At 69.6% G+C, this 14,141-nt stretch carries 10 protein-coding genes; 3 read left to right on the top strand and 7 right to left on the bottom strand.

The features are described from left to right. Positions 1 to 67 precede the first annotated feature (67 nt). On the top strand, positions 68 to 2,194 hold the full coding sequence (locus HUA75_RS03925) for an ATP-binding domain-containing protein (protein ID WP_174453659.1): 2,127 nt from the start codon (positions 68 to 70) through the stop codon (positions 2,192 to 2,194). On the opposite strand, the gene HUA75_RS03920 is transcribed toward HUA75_RS03925, so the two are convergent. The 3 genes from HUA75_RS03920 to HUA75_RS03910 form a co-directional block, all read right to left on the bottom strand. Continuing rightward, entirely contained in the window at positions 2,160 to 3,863 is a 1,704-nt protein-coding gene (locus HUA75_RS03920; protein WP_174485564.1) for a PAS domain-containing sensor histidine kinase, read from the bottom strand. The genes HUA75_RS03925 and HUA75_RS03920 overlap by 35 nt on opposite strands. A 103-nt stretch (positions 3,864 to 3,966) precedes the next feature. Further along, positions 3,967 to 4,803 (bottom strand): sensor histidine kinase KdpD, encoded by an 837-nt coding sequence (locus HUA75_RS03915; protein WP_141646897.1) that lies wholly within the window; start codon positions 4,801 to 4,803, stop codon positions 3,967 to 3,969. Positions 4,804 to 4,898: 95 nt separating this feature from the next. Continuing rightward, entirely contained in the window at positions 4,899 to 5,579 is a 681-nt protein-coding gene (locus HUA75_RS03910) for a hypothetical protein (RefSeq protein ID WP_174485563.1), read from the bottom strand. A gap of 168 nt (positions 5,580 to 5,747) precedes the next feature. Here HUA75_RS03910 and HUA75_RS03905 point away from each other — a divergent pair, with 168 nt between their 5' ends. Further along, positions 5,748 to 7,055, top strand: a complete 1,308-nt coding sequence (locus tag HUA75_RS03905; protein WP_141649147.1) for a pectin acetylesterase-family hydrolase — start codon at positions 5,748 to 5,750, stop codon at positions 7,053 to 7,055. A gap of 111 nt (positions 7,056 to 7,166) precedes the next feature. Continuing rightward, positions 7,167 to 8,189, top strand: a complete 1,023-nt coding sequence (locus HUA75_RS03900) for a metal-dependent hydrolase (RefSeq protein ID WP_174485562.1) — start codon at positions 7,167 to 7,169, stop codon at positions 8,187 to 8,189. A 95-nt stretch (positions 8,190 to 8,284) separates the two neighbouring features. Here HUA75_RS03900 and HUA75_RS03895 read toward each other — a convergent pair whose 3' ends face one another. From HUA75_RS03895 to HUA75_RS03880, 4 genes are all read right to left on the bottom strand, one after another. Then, the gene (locus HUA75_RS03895; protein ID WP_141649145.1) at positions 8,285 to 9,721 is read right to left on the bottom strand and encodes a DUF1552 domain-containing protein; all 1,437 of its coding nucleotides are present in this window, start codon (positions 9,719 to 9,721) and stop codon (positions 8,285 to 8,287) included. A gap of 5 nt (positions 9,722 to 9,726) precedes the next feature. Continuing rightward, positions 9,727 to 11,340, bottom strand: coding sequence for a DUF1592 domain-containing protein (locus HUA75_RS03890; RefSeq protein ID WP_174485561.1), 1,614 nt, complete (start codon positions 11,338 to 11,340; stop codon positions 9,727 to 9,729). Positions 11,341 to 11,673: 333 nt separating this feature from the next. Beyond that, positions 11,674 to 12,387: a ribose-5-phosphate isomerase RpiA gene (gene rpiA, locus HUA75_RS03885; RefSeq protein WP_174485560.1), complete on the bottom strand. Its 714-nt coding sequence runs from the start codon at positions 12,385 to 12,387 to the stop codon at positions 11,674 to 11,676. A 325-nt stretch (positions 12,388 to 12,712) separates the two neighbouring features. Further along, on the bottom strand, positions 12,713 to 13,999 hold the full coding sequence (locus HUA75_RS03880) for an SBBP repeat-containing protein (RefSeq protein ID WP_174485559.1): 1,287 nt from the start codon (positions 13,997 to 13,999) through the stop codon (positions 12,713 to 12,715). Between the last annotated feature and the right edge of the window lie 142 nt (positions 14,000 to 14,141).

Raw genomic sequence — 14,141 nt, 5'->3', positions numbered from 1 at the left:
AAGTAGCACTTCCGCCAGGAAAACCAACGGGTTGACGTGCCCCTTCGCGCGGTTCACCTTGGCGCCCATGACGCATGCGCAGGGACACCTCTCCGAAGACGTCCGGGCCATCATCGCCGAGGAGGAGGCGCTGCTGACGCGCGTCCAGGCGACGCTGGAGGCCGCGCGTCGCAAGGCCGGACGGGCGCAGGAGGACCGGGGGCTCGTCGCGCAGCTCCAGGCGCTCCGCGACGAGGCGGCGAGCGCGGCCGAGGCCGACCTTCCCCACCTCTTCTTCCAGATGGACCAGACGCGGGCCCTGCTGGACCGGCAGGAGAGCGCGCAGCTCCCGGACGCCCAGGCTCCCTACTTCGCGCACCTGCGCCTGGCTGGCGACGCCGGTCCGCGCGACTATCTGCTCGGGCGCACCACCTTCGCGGATGTGAGCGCCGGAGTGCGCGTCATCGACTGGCGCTTCGCCCCCATCGCCCGCGTCTTCTATTCATACGAGGAGGGCGACGCGTACGAGGAACAGTTCGGCGAGCGGCTGGCCGAGGGCACCGTCGAGGTGCGCCGCCTCGTCGTCATCGAGCGAGGAGTGCTGACGCGCATCATCTCCGGCGCCCTCGTGCTGGAGCGCGCGCAGGACGGCACGTGGCATGGCGTGGGCCGAGACGTCACCGCGCTGCGAGCGGGTGGCGCGGGGTCGGCCGCCCGGCCCGGAGCCCTGGGGACGGGCAAGGGCGCACGGCGCGCGGAGGATGCCTTCGGCGTCACCGCCCTCCTGGACGCCGAGCAGTACGAGGCCGTCAGCGTGGACGCCTCACACCCGCTGCTGGTGCTGGGCAGCGCGGGCAGCGGGAAGACGACGGTGGCCCTGCACCGGCTGGCGAAGATTGCCTTCGACGACCCGGCGAAGTACCCGCAGGCGCGGATGAAGCTCATCGTCCCCGAGGAGGGCCTTGCCCGACTGTCGCGTCGACTGCTGGCGCCCCTGGGCCTGGGCCGCGTCTCGGTGGACACGCTGGACCACTGGCTTCTGGCCACGGCGCGCTCCGCGTTCAATCTGCCGGGCATCAAGCTGAGCCCGGAGACGCCGCCGCTCGTGTCGCGCTTCAAGCGCCACCCCGCGCTGCGGCGCCTGCTGCTCGGCCGCATCGGCGCGCCCAAGACACAGGCGGGCACCACGCTGGAGCGGCTGCACCGGCGCCTGGCGGACGCGTACCTGGACCGGCACTTCGTCGAAGACGTGGTGAACAAGGCGAAGGGCGAACTGCCGCGCACCGTCATCGACGAGGTGCTGGAGCACACGCGCCTGCAGCGCTCCACGCCGCTGGAGAAGGAGCTCAAGGACATCACCGACCCGGAGCGACTCATCACCGTGGACGGCAAGGCGCTCGAGGACGACACGCCCTACGCCCTGGCCGGCACGGTGGACCTGGAGGACCTGCCCATCCTCATGTTCCTCAAGGCCCAGCAGGGCCCGCTCGGCCTGGAGCGACTGGCCCACATGGTCCTGGACGAGGCGGAGGACTTCTCCCTCTTCGAGCTGTTCGTCGTGCGCAAGCTGCTGGGCAAGGGCCGCAGCTGCACGCTCGCGGGCGACGAGATGCAGCAGACCGAGGCGGGCTTCGCGGGCTGGCCCGAGGCGCTCGACGAGCTGGGCATCCGCGACGCGTCCACCTGCCGGCTGCAGGTCTCCTACCGTTGTCCGGCGTCCGTCGTCGAGCTGGCGCGACAGGTGCTCGGCACCCAGGCTCCGGCGGAGTCGACCGCGCAGCCTCCCCGCGCGGGCGCGCCGGTGGGCTTCCACCACTTCCCCGTCGAGGCCCAGGCCCAGCTCTTCGTCGGCGAGGCCCTGAGGGACCTCGTCTCACGCGAGCCCCACGCCTCCGTGGGCGTCATCGCCAGCAGCCCCGAGTCGGCCGACGCCGTCTATCGCGTCGTCGCGGACCAGGCGTGGGCGCGTCGGGTGAAGGACGGTGAGTTCTCCTTCGAGCCCGGCGTGGACGTCACGGACGTGGGCAGCGTGAAGGGCCTGGAGTTCGACTACGTCATCCTCCCGGACGTCACCGCGCGCGCCTGGCCCGTGGATGACGAGTCCCGCCGCCGCCTGCACGTGGCCATCACCCGCACCTCCCATCAGCTCTGGGTGGTGTCCTCGGGCGCGCGCTCGCACCTCATTCCGGCGGCTGGCGCGGCAACTCCACTGTGAAGGTGGAGCCCTGACCGGGCGCGCTGCGCACGAGGATGCGCCCGCCCATGGCGTCGACAATCTGCCGGACAATCCACAGGCCCAGCCCCAGGCCGCCGTAGTGCCGCTCGCTGGCCAGCCGCTCGAAGCGATGGAACAGGCGCGGCTGCGCCTCCAGGGCGATGCCCACGCCCTCGTCCCGCACGGACAGCCAGGCCCGCGCCGCGTCCGCGCCCACGCTCACTTCGATGGGGTGGCCCCGGCCATACTTGATGGCGTTGGACAGCAGATTCTGGAGCACCTGCTCGACGCGCAGCCTGTCCCAACTGCCCGTCGCGGGCCCCGGCGCCTCCAGCCGCAGCAAGCACCCCGCTCGCGACAGCTCCTCCGCGTAGCGCGGCACCAGCTCCCGCGTGAGCGCGGCCAGGTCCAGCTCCTCCCGCTCCAGCCGCAGCTTGCCCGCGGTGATGCGAGAGACGTCCAGGAGTTCGCGCACCAGACTGGACAGCCGGGAGAGCTGCCGCTGCACGGCCATCACCTTGTTGGAGACGGACTCGGACGCCACGTCCCCGGGGCTCGCCCTGGGAGATTCCAATTGGCGGCGCAGCGCCTGGACGTTGAGGGTCAGCGAGGTGAGCGGCGTGTTCAGCTCGTGCGAGGCGACGGAGAGGAATGAGTCCCGGGCGCGCACCGCTTCCTGCGCCTCCGTGTAGAGCCGCCCGTTGTCCAGCGACGTGGCCGCGCGCCGCGCCAGGTCCTCCGCGAGCCGCACGTCCGCCTGCGTATAGCGCCGGCCGCCCTCGGTGTTGACGAGCGAGAGGGCCCCGAGCACCTGCCCCCGACTCATCAAGGGCACGATGATGTACGCCGTCAGGCCCAGCTCCTGCGTCGCGCGGCGCCGGGCCTCGTCGGCGATGCCCTGCGCGAGCGCTTCCGGCCGCAGCTCCGCCACGAACTCCGTGGCCCCCGTGCGCAGCACCTTGCCCACCCCGTGGGCATCATCCATCCGGATGGGGTAGCGCTCATGGTACGCACGCGTGCGCTCCACCAGCTCCGGCCGCACGTGCGCCATGGCGACCCGCCGCACGCTCCCGTCAGGAAGGGGGACGTCCACGCTGCACCCATCCGCCAGGGGAGGCACGGCGAGCGAGGTGAGCCGCTGGAGGATTTCGTCGTGCTCCAGGGACGAGGTCATCACCTCGCTGGCCTGCGCCAGGAAGGCCGCATGCCGCTGCGCGCGCCGCGTCTCGTCGTAGAGGCCCCGGAGGATGGCCTCCTGCTTCTTCTCCGCCGTGTTTTCCCGCGAGAAGACGTAGACGCGGCCATGGCCCCGGAACAGGCGCAACACGAACCAGCGGTCCTCGGACGCGAAGTGCCACTCGAAGGCTTCCGGCTCGCCCGCCGCCGCCACGCGCTGGAACCGCGCCTGGAGCTGCTCTCGCACGACCTGCGGATACAGCTCCCACAAGGAGCGGCCGAGCAGCTCCGCCCGGGGGCCTCCGAAGGCACGCTCCATCGACGGGTTCGCGTAGAGGCACGAACCGTCCGTCGCGCAGACGGCGACACTCTCCGGGAACTGGTCCCACAGAACGGTGTCGAGTCCCTCCACGTCCACGGGGGACGCGGCGGCGTTGGCAAACCCTTGTCCGGTCAAGTGATGGTCCACGCGCTCGGTGCGGATGCGGGTCAAGGCCCCCAGCTCCCGCTTAGCACTTCCCTCGTGTCAGCCCACCGCTACCTCCCACACCTCTGCTCGTCAGACAACACTCGGCGCCCTGGGGCCAGACAGGCCCTCAAGGGCCCGGCGGCGGCAAGGGTGCCGGTAACGGCAGTCTCACGGTGAAGCGGGCGCCCTGACCCGGGGCGCTCTCCACGGACAGGCTGCCCCCATGGAGCTCCACGAGCTGGCGGGAAATCCACAGCCCCAGCCCGAAGCCCGGCCGCGTCGGGTCCAGACGCGAGAAGCGCTGGAACAGCCGCGCCTGGTCCTCCGGGGAGATGCCCGGCCCCTCATCCCTCACCCAGAGGAGCACGAAGTGTGGCTCCGCGCGCAGCGCCACCTCGATGGCCGTCCCCGCGGCGTGCCGCAAGGCATTGGTGAGCAGGTTGGTGAAGACCTGCTCGACGCGCGTGCGGTCCCACGCGCCGACGATGCCGGGCGGGGCGCGCAGGCACAAATCACAGCCGGCCCGCCGCACGTCCTCCTCCATCCGCTCCACGGTGTGGCGCACCAACTGCCCCAGGTCCACCTCCTCCAAATCCAGCACGGGCCGCTGCGTGGACAACAGCGACACGTCCAGGAGCGTGGCGATGAGCCTGTCGAGCCGCCCGCACTGGTCCTGGACCCGCGCCAGACGCCGAGGCACATCCTCCGGCCCGAGCGCGCCGAGCTGCGCGGAGCGCACCAGCCCATCCACGTAGAGCCGCAGCGACGTCAGGGGCGTGCGCAATTCGTGGGAGGCCACGGACAGGAACTCGTCGCGCACCCGCAGTGCCGCCTCCAGGGCGGCCGTCCGCTCCAGCACCCGCTGCTCGAGCTCCCCCGTGGGCTGGCGCGACTCCTCCTCGGAAGAGCCCTCCTCGCGTTCGCCCTCTCCGGGCAAACCCGTCCGACGCGTCTCCACCGCCATGCCCCGCGTCTCTAGCGGAGCATGCGGGGCGCTCCAATCCGGCGTCCGGCCGTGCGCACCCGCAAGTTTTCACTATCCGACACGGGCGGGCGCGCTCAGGGCTGAGGCTGTCCCTGACGCCACTGCTCGCGGCGCTGCTCCTGCGAGCGGCGGTGCGCGAGCGACTCCTCTTCCTGTCGGGGGTACTCCGACAGCCGCGTGCGGTGCATGTTGATGCTCAGCTCGTACAAACCCTTGTCACGCTCGGGCAGCTTGTCGCCCTGCTCCTCGAGCACCGTGGTCGCGAACCGCAACATGTCCTCTGACACCTTGCGTCGTCGGTCGTAGTACTGGTGAATCTCAGACTCGGTGGCGTCACCTGACTGCACCCGGCCAAAGACTTCATTCCACTTGCGCGTCTCCTCCTCGCGCTTGCGCAAGAGCTCCGGGTCCTTCGTCGGCGCGCCCAGCTCCCAGTACAGGTTGTCCGGCAGCTTCGCGCGCAGCACCTCCAAATCCAATGGATAGGCCTGGGGCTCGCCATCCACTTCAGGCTCCGGCGCCCGGAGCGTCTCCGGAATGACGCTGCTTGTCATTCCTGGCGGAGGGGCGGGCGCGGCGGGCCGCGAGGGCACGGGCGCGGCGGGGGGCGGCGGGGTTGGCGCGGTGGCCGTCTCTGGCTCGGGCACCGGGGGCGGCGCCTCTCCGCTCAGGGCGAACACGAGCGCGGCCACCAGCGCCACACCCCCGAGCCCCGCCAGCCAGCCCAGACGCTTCGACCCAGCATTATCGGACATGACGTCCGAATACCGCGTGCCTCGCGCACATGGCAACCAACCCTTGTCATGCCGCAATGCATCACAATCCACTGTGATGCTCGAAACATGAAACAACACATTCAGGACTGACTCTCGGGTCAACGTGGGCTATAGAACCGGTTTCCCCCCAAACCCGGAGGAGCCTGCATGAAGCGCGTACTCGTGGCGTGCCTCGCTGTCGCTGCGCTGATGGTCCCCAGCGCCGCCCGCTCGGAAGTCATCGTCTCATCCATCGTCAGCGTGCTGGTGGATGGCGGCAACAACTACAACTGGCAGAAGGTGGAGCTGCCTGGGACGAAGTGTGGCAATGGCTCCCAGTTCAAGTTCTTCATCCACAAGACGAACTCGCCCAACCTGCTGATGCTGCTCGAAGGTGGCGGCGCGTGCTGGGACTACGACACCTGTAGCGGCCGTGCGGGCCTCCTGGGCGCGGCGAACCCCAACGGCATCGCCGACGACTACATCACGCAGTTCACCGCGAAGTACGTCTCGCCGCTCGTCAACGGCGCCGACCCGGGTCTGCCGCTGCGCAGCAAGACGAACCTGGTGACGAACGGCTGGAACATCGTCTACGTGCCGTACTGCACGGGCGACGTGCACATCGGCAACAACGTGAAGACGTACGTGGACCAGACGGGCGCCAACCCGCCGCTCACCTGGCACCACAGCGGCTACACCAACACGCTGGCGGTGGCGAACTACGCGAAGACGCAGTTCCCCAACGTGCAGAAGTTCCTGATGACGGGCTACAGCGCGGGCGGCACGGCGACGTCGGCGGGCTACTACTTCGCGCGTCGCATCATCAACCCGGCGCAGGGCTACCTGCTCAACGACTCCGGCCCCATCTTCCTGGCGCCCAACGCCAACTTCAAGTCGCGCGCCCTGCACGACAAGATTCGTGAGTCGTGGAACCTGAACTCCGTGTTCGGCCTGCTGCCCGCGTCGTTCAGCCAGAGCGACTTCGGCACCATCAACCGCATGGTGGCCACGGAGTTCCCGAACGACCAGCTCGCGTACACGGGCTACACGCGTGACTACAACTACTCGCGCTTCTCCTATGAGCGCTTCCACACGCCGAACGACAAGGAGTCCGTGCACGCCTACTGGAAGACGGACGAGGCCGCGCTGGTGACGGAGCTGAACAAGTACAACAACTTCAGCTACTTCATCCCGCACGAGCGCGCCATCAACTCCAGCCACTGCAGCACCATCATCACCTTCATCGGCGCGCACGCCTGCCAGCGGATGGAGAAGAAGAAGTGGTACGAGTACATCGAAGCGCCGTGGCAGTCGTGGACCTGCCGCAGCGAGTTCGTGGGCATGGACACGTTCCTCACGCGCTTCGTGAACAACAACCAGCGCGTGCGCATCTACGAGCCCGCCAACGGCTACAACGCCGAGGACCCGGGCATGGGCATTGTCGCGCCGCTCATCAACGGCGCGCTGGGCGGGTAGTCGTAGGCCCACTGGCTGAAGCAGTCGTCTGACTGGCGACGGGGCGCAAGGCGTTGTCTTGCGTCCCGCCGCTGGCCCCCGTGGGAGGAAGGCGCTAGAGCCTCGGGCGCCATGGACAACCTCACGCACGGGCTCTTGGGACTGGCTGTCGGCGCGCTGCGCCAGCCCGACGTACGCCCCGACTCTCCGGAGCGCTCTTCATCCACGGACCGCGCGGTGTTGCTGGCGAGCGTGCTGGCCGCCGAGCTGCCGGACCTGGACACCCTGCTGGCGAGGGGCGACGCGGTGACGGTGGCGCTGCATGCGCACCGGGGACTTTCCCACTCGCTCTTCTTCGCGCCCGTCGTCGCCCTGGCCGCCACGCTCGTCGCCTGGGCGGTGTTCCGCCGCGACACCCGGCTGCCCCCGGTGTTCCTGACCAGCCTCACCTCCGTGCTCTTCGCGCACCTGCTGCCGGACCTGTGGACGGGCTGGGGCACGCGGGTGCTGCTGCCCTTCTCGGATGCGCGGCTGAGCCTGGACTGGACGGTGGTGGTGGACCCGTGGGTGACGCTGCCGTTGGTGGCGGGGGCGGTGGTGGCGTGGCGACGGCGCGCGGTGTGGCGGCGCGCGCTGCTCCTGGGGCTCGCCTGCTCCATGGCCTACGTGGGAGCACGCGTCGTGTCCTGGAGCGTGCTGACGCGGCGGGTGGACGGCGCCCATCCCGGGGCCGAGTCCGTGCGCGTCTTCCCCGCGCCCTTCTCCTTCAGCACGTGGCGGTACGTGGCCCGCCTTCCTGGCGACGTCCTGGCCGCCGGAGACGTGACGCTCCTGGGAGAGCCCCGAGAGGCCCGCAGGGTGACGGCGCCCGTGGACGTGCTGCCCGGAGATTTGCGCGAGGTGCCCACCGTGCGCGAGGCCCTGGCGTGGGCTCGCTTCCCCGTGGTGACGGTGACGCAGGTGGAGACGGGGCGAGAGGTGCGCGTCGCCGACCTGCGCTACCACCTGCACGGCGAGCCCACTCTCACCTTCGTGGTGCGGGTGGATGCGGCGGGGACGGTGACGGAGGCCCGGCTGGAGCGAGGCGGCAGCGCCTCCGAGCTGCTGCGCCGGTGGCGCGGAGGGGACACGGCACCGAAGTCCCGGTCCCCCTGACGCGCGGCGGGGACACGCCTGCCCTTCGAGCCCGTCTTCCAGGCCCGAAGGGAGGCTCACGGCGGGACGTCCGGCCCCGCCGCGAGACACCGGACTCAGGTGAGGCCCGACAGGGGGCCCTTGAAGTCCGGATGGCCGAAGGTGTTCACGTTCACCCCGAAGGCCTGGGCGATGGACACCAGCAGCTTGTTGTGGGCCACCGCATCCGGCATCGGCGTGCCTGGGCCACTCCAGCCGCTCAGCGGGTCGGAGCCCTCCGGACGCAGCCGCAGGAAGCGGCCCATGCGGAACTTCCCGGCCGCGCCGCCCGCGAGCACCGTGGGCACGCGCACGTTCATGTGGCCGGACGCATCCCCCAGCTCGTTGCCCCAGAGGATGAGGGTGTTGTCCAGCGCGGTGCCGCTGCCCTCCTGCACGGAGGCCAGGCCGTCCATGAGGTACGCCACCTGCTCGGCGTACCAGCGCTGCACCTGCACCATCTTCCCGCGAATCTGCGAGCGCAAGGGCTCGTCCGTCACGTCCAGGCGGTGCGCCAGGTCGTTGTGCGTGTCCTCGTGGATGCCGAGCCACGGCATCGACGGGCCCGGAATCGTCATCGTCACCACGCGCGTCAAGTCACACGCGAAGGCCCGGACGATGAGGTCCATGTGGAGCTTGGTCAGCGTCGGCATGTTCTCCAGGTTGCCGAGCTGCCCCAGGTCGAACGCCGGAGGCGCCGCACCACCACTGCACGCGGCCTCCGCCGGCACGGGCTCCTGCGAGGGCGTGGGCGCCGTGCTCAGCGAGCCCAGCCGGCGCTCGATGTCCCGCAGCGACTCCAGATGCGTCTCCAGCTTCTGCCGCTCCGCGCCCGCCAGCCGGTTGCGCAGCCGGGTGGCGTCCTTGACCAGATAGTCCAGCAGGCTCTTGCGACGCGCGAGCGTGCGCGCGTTCTCCCCCGGGTCCGAGGTCGGCGACGGCGCGGCGCCGAACAGGCGCTGGTAGACGCCCGCGGGGTCTCTCTCGAAGGGCACGCGGCCGCCGTTCGGCGTGAAGCTGATGCTGTTGTAGACGTGCTGGCCGCCGAACTGCTCCCACGCGTTGAGCTGGAGGGAGCGGAACCGCGTGGCGCCGCCAATCTGCGCCGCGAGGACCTGGTCCAACGAGGCGTTCTCCGGAAGGTCGTCACCGCTGGCGGTGTTGACCTTGCTGCCGGTGAGGAACGTGACGGGACCGCCCTCGTGGCCCGTCAGGCCGTGCTCGTAGAGCACCTGGTAGTCCAGGCCATCCAGCACCAGCAGCTTGGAGCGGTGGCGCTGGAGTGGGGCCAGCATGGAGTTGGGGAAGTCGAGGTTGAAGTCCAGCTCGCCGCCCTTCGGACTCCAGTACTCCGGCAGGCACCCGTGGGAGGTGAAGATGGCGATGAAGCGCATGGGGGGCGTGGTGCCCTGGGCATACGCGTCCGTGGTGCCGAGCAGGTTGGCCAGGGGCAGCGCCGCCGCCGAGCCCGCCAGGGTCTTGATCAGGGAGCGTCGTGAGAGTTCGCGGAGCATGGTGGCTACTCGGGGGAAGTGGTGCGCCGGTGGACGAAATACGGTGAGCGGACGAGGCCGACGAGGGCATCGCCCAGCTTCAGCTTCGGGTCCGCGCGGAAGCGCGAGCGCATGTCGGTGAGCATCGGCCCATCGACGGTGTCCTCATCCCGCCCCATGACGTAGCGGAAGAGCTGCAGCGGCACGCAGTCGGCCACGTCCTCGCTGCTGGCGAGCCAGCGCGCGAGTTCGGCGCCGCCCGTGAAGGTGAACTTGCCGTTGGCGTGCTCGACGGAGCCGCTGGCATCCACGTCCAGGCCGTTCTCCGTCGTGCGGTACTTGCCCAGGCCGTCATAGTCCTCCATGCCGAAGCCGATGGGGTCCAGCTGACGGTGGCAGCCCGCGCACGTGGGGTTGTCGGTGTGGGCGGCGAAGCGGGCGCGGGTGGTGCTGTCCGGATTGACGGCGGGCGGGATGATGATGACGGACGGCGGGGGCGGCGGAATTTCACGGCACAGAAGGCGCGTGAGGACGAACTTGCCGCGACGGATGGGCGAGCTGGAGTCGAACAGCGCGTACGTCGTCAGCACGCTCGCGTGCGTGAGGATGCCCACCCGGTTTTCCGGCAGCGGCACCCGGCCGAAGCTGCCATCCGGCGTCATCGACGTGCCGTAGAACAGCGACATCAGGCCGTTCGCGAAGGTGTAGTTCGCGCTCAGCAGCTCCTTCACGGAGCCACCCTCGTTGATGAGGACATGGTCGATGAAGGTCATCGTCTCCGCGCGTGCGGAGAGCTTGAAGGTCTGGCTGAAGTCCGGGAACACCTGGTTGTTCTTGTTGATGCTCTCCAGGCCGGTCAGCCCGAGCCACTCCATGATGAAGCGCTGGAGGTATCTCTGGGATGCTTCCGTCTTCAGCAGGCGACGTGCCTGGGCCTCGCGCGCATCGGCTGTCTTGAGCTGCCCCGCTGCCGCGGCGGCGGTCAGCTCCTCGTCAGGAGGCGCACCCGTCACGGAGTACGCCAGCGCCGTCGCGATCTCCTGCTGCGTCAGCCACACCACCTTGTTCGCCGGTCCACCGGGCTCGCCCAGCTCCGTGCGGTAGAGGAACGACGCCGACGTAAGCACCGCCTGGATGACGTACTCGGCCGCCTTCTTCGGGTCCGCGTCCTTGCGCGCCGACCTCCACAGCTCGAGCAGGTCCTTCTCGTCCTCGGCCGTCACCGGCCGGCGGAAGGCGCGAGCGCCCAGCGCACGGATGAAGGAGCGTGCGCAGTCCTCCTCGTTCTGTCCCGCGGCGCAGGAGTACTCGCTGGCCAGGTTGTTGACCGCGACAGGACCCCAGTTCCGCTCCGCGGCGGAGTCCAGCTGGTCCGCGAGCAGCGGCGTCACCTGGAGGCGATCATGCGTGGTGTAGCCGAGGATGGCGTCCTCGGGCGCGAAGAGCTGCGCCATGGGCACCAGCGTGGGGTTCTTCACGATGCCGTAGACGCTGTTGTCGTATTCGGCGCGGGTGATGCGACGCACTCGCGCGGGGGACGCCTCCGATACCTCGGGAGGGTCTCCGCCAGATGTGTCGCCTGAGCAGGAGGCGGTCACCAACAGCAGTGCCGCGGGGAGGCAGTAACGGATGATTCGCATACGAAAGGCACCCTCTGAGCCAGCAGCCCCCAGAAACCCCCTCTGAAGCGCTGGAACGCAGCCGAGTGTAACCGCGCGCGCTGTCGTGGCCTTCGCACTTTTTGACGCACCATGTGAGGGCCGCGCTCCACGCTCTTCCAAGCCCGCGAGAATCACCGCCGAGCGCGCCCGACAGTCGCCTACGTCCACGTCGCGCGACCCACGTGCGAGAGCCCCAATGGTGGAGCGCTCGTGACCCACGCGACACTCGCCCACCCACGCGACACACGACTGCCAGCACGTCATGCGGGCGGATGGGCACCCTCGCACGGGCCCCGCATGTCAGGGGTCGACTCAGGTGGGGCGCACGCGGTGTTCGACGCCCCCGGGGCCCGCCACCATCAGGTCCGTGGCGATGCCGAGGAACAGGCCATGGCCGACGATTCCCGCACGTGCGCCCAGACGTTCGGCCAGTGTCGAAGGTGCATCGAGGGGACCGAAGGCGCAGTCAAGGACGAGGTTGCCCTGGTCCGTGAGGAAGGGCGCATCGTTGGCGCCCTTGCGCGGTGTCACGCGAGCGCCAAGGGACTCGAGGAAGCGCAGCTGCGAGCGCCAACCGAACGACAGCACTTCCACCGGCACGGGCCAGTGGGTGCCGAGCTTCGGTGACAGCTTCGCCACGTCCGCGACGATGACGACGCGGCGACTGGCCTGGGCGACGATCTTCTCGCGCAGCAGCGCGCCGCCTCCCCCCTTGATGACGGACAGGTCTGGCGCCACCTCGTCGGCGCCGTCGATGGTGACGTCCAGCTCGGGGTGTTCCTCCAGTGTGGTGAGGGGGATTCCCAGCTCCAACGCCAGCGCCTGCGTGGCGCGTGACGTGGGGACGCCGAGAACATCGAGCAGGTGTCCCTGTCCGCGCAGCGTCGCCAGCCGTCGCACCGCGAATGCCGCGGTGCTCCCGGTGCCCAGGCCCACGCGCATCCCTGGCAGGAGGAACCGGTCCACCGCCGCCTCGGCGGCAGCCCGTTTGTAGCGTCCCGTCCGCGCGCTTGGATCGAACTCCATCACCCCGCTCCTTCGTCCGCCCTTCCGCGTGATTGAAAGGTACATCGCCTCGGCGTGAGCGGGTGTCGACGCCTGCCGCCCGACATCCGTCCCCAGCGAGCGCTCGAAAGGCCACCGCCTCGAAACCCGCAGGTGCCGACGCCCGCGCCTCGACCCGAGTGACTGAGTGAAAGCGCATTCCCGCGAAGCGAACGGGCGCCGCGCACCTGCTTCGCGACACCCGCCCATCATGAGAGTTCGAAGGTCCTCCGCCTCGAAGCAAGCAGGTGCCGCGAACCTGCTTCGCGACACCCACCCCGGAGAGAGTTCGCCGGCTCGGCCTCACTCAGAAGCGAAAGAGGATGGCGTCGTAGCCACCCGCTCTGTCGCTCCCGGGCAGAGCGCCCCAGGTGTAGCCCACCGCGTACGCGGCCCCGTCGTCGCCGACGGCCACGGCCTGCCCGCGGTCCGACGTGCTGGAGCCCACCTGACGCGTGCCAAGAGGGTTGCCCGCTTTGTCGTACGTGGACAGGAACACGTCGCTGCCACCCAGTGACACGTTGCCATCCAGCGCGCCCGAGGTGTGCCCCACCAGGTGCACGGTGCCATCCACACCCACCGCGACGCCTTGCCCATAGTCCGTGGTCGTCGTGCCAGACTGCCGCGTCCACTGTCGCGTGCCCGCCTCGTCATACTTCACCAGCACCGCGTCGTACGTGCCCACTCGGACGTTCCCGTCGAGCGCACCGAAGGTATAGCCAGACACATAGGCCGCGCCGTCTTCATCCACGGCGACCCCCGTGCCGTACTCGTCACTCGCCGAGCCCAGCTGACGTACCCACTGCGCCTTCCCGAGCACGTCATACTTCGCCAGGAACAGGTCCACCGTGTTTCCCGTCGCCGTGACACCGTCGAGGCTGCCCTGCGTATACCCCGCGACGAAGATGTCCTCGCGCGGGCTCACCGCCACGCCCAGGGCAATGTCGCTCCGCGCCGAGCCAAACTGCCGCATCCAGTACGGGTTGCCACCCGTGTCGAACTTGGCCACCACCACGTCGTAGTTGCCCGGCGTGGGAGTCCCGTCGATGCGCCCCAGCGAATAGCCCGCGACGAAGAGGCCGTCCTGTCCCGCGCGGCGCGTGACGGCGATGCCGGTGGCGAAGTCGTCCGTCTCCGTGCCGAACTGCTGCACCCATTCCAGCGCGCCCTTCGCGTCGAGCTTCAGCACGAAGAAGTCCGTGCCACCCGCGTTGACGTACGGAAGGAAGCTGCCCCACGTGTAGCCCGCGACGTAGACGTTGCCCGCCAGGTCCGCCGTCACCGATATCGCCCGGTCATTCATCGCCGTGCCCAGCTGCCGCACCCAGCGAAGCGTGCCGTCCACGCCGTGCTTCGAAACGAAGAGGTCCTGACCGCCCGACGACACCTCGGAGCCGAGCTGTCCACCGGTGTGGCCCGCCATGTAGACGGCGTCGCCCACGGAGGTGACGGCCAGCGCCAGCTCGTCCGCGGTACTTCCCAGCTGTCGTTGCCAGTCAGGCGGCGTCAGGGCTTGGGCACTCGCGGGCAGTGCTCCCAGGATGGCCACCGCGCTCGCGACACCACACGCGCCACTCCACCACTTCCGAATCATGGGCGACTCCTATCGAGATGAACGACTCCGCCCGTACTCTGACGCGTCTGCCGGGCCTGAATCATCTCGGAAGGACCGCCCTCTTCCTCGAGGAAGGGGCGACGCGGAGCGTTGGGCACTCCGCGTCACACCAGGGGTCAGC

The organism is Myxococcus sp. CA040A (assembly GCF_013336725.1).
GTDB classification, from domain to species: domain Bacteria; phylum Myxococcota; class Myxococcia; order Myxococcales; family Myxococcaceae; genus Myxococcus; species Myxococcus llanfairpwllgwyngyllgogerychwyrndrobwllllantysiliogogogochensis.
Note: the sequence above shows the minus strand (reverse complement) of the source record. Positions and strands in the feature narration are given on the sequence as shown.